The organism is Streptomyces capoamus (assembly GCF_014654935.1).
Lineage (GTDB): Bacteria > Actinomycetota > Actinomycetes > Streptomycetales > Streptomycetaceae > Streptomyces > Streptomyces capoamus.
This window is the reverse complement of the sequence record NZ_BNBF01000056.1, coordinates 4,679-7,674: the sequence shown is the minus strand read 5'-3', so window position 1 is coordinate 7,674 and position 2,996 is coordinate 4,679. Positions and strand designations below refer to the sequence as shown.

At 68.6% G+C, this 2,996-nt stretch carries 3 protein-coding genes; 2 read left to right on the top strand and 1 reads right to left on the bottom strand.

Annotation, left to right across the window (positions count from 1 at the left end; genetic code table 11):
* The first annotated feature begins 612 nt into the window (after nucleotides 1-612).
* The gene (locus IE312_RS37625; protein WP_189986802.1) at nucleotides 613-789 is read left to right on the top strand and encodes a hypothetical protein; all 177 of its coding nucleotides are present in this window, start codon (nucleotides 613-615) and stop codon (nucleotides 787-789) included.
* A gap of 934 nt (nucleotides 790-1,723) precedes the next feature.
* Nucleotides 1,724-2,221 (top strand): ATP-binding protein, encoded by a 498-nt coding sequence (locus IE312_RS37620; RefSeq protein WP_229900936.1) that lies wholly within the window; start codon nucleotides 1,724-1,726, stop codon nucleotides 2,219-2,221.
* Between the two features lie 339 nt (nucleotides 2,222-2,560).
* Here IE312_RS37620 and IE312_RS37615 read toward each other — a convergent pair whose 3' ends face one another.
* Nucleotides 2,561-2,734, bottom strand: a complete 174-nt coding sequence (locus IE312_RS37615; protein ID WP_189986801.1) for a DUF6131 family protein — start codon at nucleotides 2,732-2,734, stop codon at nucleotides 2,561-2,563.
* Between the last annotated feature and the right edge of the window lie 262 nt (nucleotides 2,735-2,996).

Genomic DNA, 2,996 nt, shown 5'->3' with positions numbered 1-2,996 from the left:
TGGCCAAGTCCGGCAGCCGCGACCCCTACGACGAATCTCGCTGAGCACGATCTGCCAGTCGGAGCAGCTGCCACGTGTGGTGAGTACTGACCCGTGCCGCCGCAGAGGTGGCGGCCGACTGGTCCCAGCGCCTGTCAGAAAAAGGGTCCCTGCGCTCTCTTGAAGCTGCGGGGACCGGCCACATCCGCTCCGTGCCCTCACCCCGCCCCCCAGCCAGGCCTCCCGGCTCGTCGATGCCCAGCACGCAGGGGCCAATGAGGATCAGCTGCGTGCCCTGACCGCTGAGGCCCCGGCAGAGGTGTACTTCCCTGACGGCGGCCGCTGCGCGGCCGGACTGCTGGTGGAGTTCACCGACGTCGAACAGCTCGGCTTCGACCGGTGAAACCCGCGCGGGTGATCCGGGGCAGTCGGAGGTGCCGGGGGGCGGCCGCCCGGGGGGGCCACTCCGGCCAAGGCAGGGGATCCGGCGCGAGCAAGCCCTGGACGGCTACCGCGTCGGCGGCTGCCGGCCGGTGCGGGCGGCGGGCGGAGTCCGGCCCGGCGTCAGCCGTCTGGCTTACCCAGCAGCTCGGCGGTGACCTGTCGAAGGCCTCGGAGATCCAGCGCCTGCCGATGACACTGGCGCCGAAGGGCTTCACGGTGGAACAGGCGCTGGCGCTGCCGGCGCAGTGGGAGGCTGAGGCGGCCGAGCGCGCCCGCCAGGAGGAGCGCAAGGCGCTGGAGGAAGGCGGCCGAGCGGGCCGCGGAGTGGAGCCTCGGGCTCGCGGCGGACACGGCCCCCGGCCCTGACCCGGACCCGTATACGGCCTCTCTGGGCCGGTCGGGCTGCCGTCGTGGCTTAGGCGTAGGTCATCGGGCAGTCGTGGTGCAGGGAGTACTGCGCGGCGCGCAGGTAGAGCGCCACGTAGAAGGCGGCGTCCCTGTCCTCGGCCCACGTGTCACGACCAGCAGTAGGTAAAGCCTGCGCCGGCTGCTTCAGAGCCTCTGGCCTGCGGCGTCTCAACAAAAGCCGAACAACTCTCTGGAGTGTCTGACCTGCTGTTTCTCTGATGTGAGATCCTCTGAGCTGGTACGCCGCAACTTAGTCCGGACTCACCTCAACTGCTTTCGGACGCGATATGAAGCAGCGACCGAGGAGGGTTTTTCGGGGTTCTCCGCTAAGCAGGCGTTGGGCCGAGGGCGCCGGGCTGGCCGAGGAGAGGATGCTGGATCTGTTGAAGGTGCTCGTACGTGCGCAGGGCGATGAACAAGCTGGCGGAGCTCGGGCTGGCGGAGACGAACGGCAAGGCTGGACGGCACCCGATCTGGAACCTGACTCCGGCGGGACAGAAGGCTCTGGCCGACGGCAACGAGCTGCCGAAGGCAGGTGGCCCGCTCCTTCGGCCAGCCGCCTGCCGACCCTCTCCCTGCGGCAGCCCTGGCGGGCTTCGCCGTGTGGATCTTCGACGAGCTAGACAGCCACACGCACCTCGCCCGGCTCCTGTCCGGGCTGCCCTGAACGCCGCGCGGGTTGTGCTGGGGTGGTCATGATCCGGTGCTGATCAGATGCTGGGCGAGTTTGTCGACGACACACCCCGCCCGGGCCTCGGCACACCCCCTTCCCCGGCACCGAGCAGCGCCGTGACGCGGCCAGAAAAGGGGTCAGCGGTGCCCAGGCGGACCAGCATCGTTCACATCAGCGCGGGTACGCGCGAGGCGTGATCGCATGGTGAAGGCGGCTTGGATGGACTCGACGCCCGCAGGTGAGGACGGCTCCATGCCCGGCAGCCGGGCCATACAGGCAACCGTGGCCCTGGACGGCGACGGCACGGTTATTGCCCAGGCCCGCCACCTGGCGGCCGACTTCCTCACCCGCGTCCGAGCCGAACACGGCCTGTCCGTCTCCTTACGCGCCGTGGACCTCACGCAGTTGGTGGTCAGCGAGCTGGTCACCAACGCCCGCAAGTACGCACCCGGCCCCGTCCTACTCGATCTGCGCATCGACGGCGGCCGGGTCGTAATCGAGGTGTGGGACTCCGACCCGGTCCTTCCCGTTGCCCGGGCCGCGGACGCGGGCCGGGTCGGACAACACGGTCTGGAGATCGTGATGGCCGTCGCGCACGGCTTTCAGGCGCAGCGCGAGGTGGTCGGCAAACGGATCACCGCTCGCCCTGGCCGACGACCCCGGCAGCGCCACCTCTCCTCGCCCGCTGCTGTAGTCGCAGGCGCGACCCGGCAGTAAACGCAAGGAAGCCCAAGACATCTTCGTCCGGGGCTTCATGCTGGATCTCGCCGTTGGCGGTGGCGGGCGCTGTGATTGAGATGGTCATCCACCGGCCGCCATCGGGCAGCCCCTCGATGGCGGCCGGGGATCGTCACACCAACCATCCGATCCAGCCTCAATCGGCCATAACATTATATTTCAGGCATACGGTATTGCTACCCGGTGACCCTGCCTGAACAGCCATGCAGGCGCGCCGACCACCGCACCCCCTTTCGTGCGCAGGGCGACCCCCAGCGCGTTTACCCCGGCGAACCTCGCATGGGCCATGCCGGGCGGGGCCTCAGTCAGGCGCTGCGCCTACCAGTAGTGGCGCCGGCCTCCGACGGCGTGGCCGATGGAGCCGAGGACGAACAGGATGAGCCCGATCGCGAGAAGGATGATGCCGATCGTCCACAGGATGCCGATCGTCCACAGGATGCCGATGTGCAGGACGAACCCGACGATGAGCAGGATGACGCCAAGGGCGATCATGGTGGTCTCCTTTCTCAGCGGTCGCTTACGGTCGCTGATGGGCAGGGCCTGGCAAGGCCTCGCTGTCTGCCGCGGAGATTGCTAATCGGGTGATACCCAGACAAATGGGAATCATGCATGGTGCACCCGACCAGGTGGCCGAGGGGCACGGAGCACCCGCGACAGGACGGGGGCATGGCAGCTCAAATGCGCTGTGACGATGCGCTGCTCTTCCTCGGCGGCGAACAGATCACCGTGGACGTCGGTCTGGGACCGCTCCGGC

Excerpts from the sequence above, each read along its gene's own strand:
- IE312_RS37625 (WP_189986802.1), top strand. The coding sequence starts at position 613 with ATGACACTGGCGCCGAAGGGCTTCACGGTGGAACAGGCGCTGGCGCTG.
- IE312_RS37620 (WP_229900936.1), top strand. The coding sequence starts at position 1,724 with ATGGACTCGACGCCCGCAGGTGAGGACGGCTCCATGCCCGGCAGCCGG.
- IE312_RS37615 (WP_189986801.1), bottom strand. The coding sequence starts at position 2,734 with ATGATCGCCCTTGGCGTCATCCTGCTCATCGTCGGGTTCGTCCTGCAC.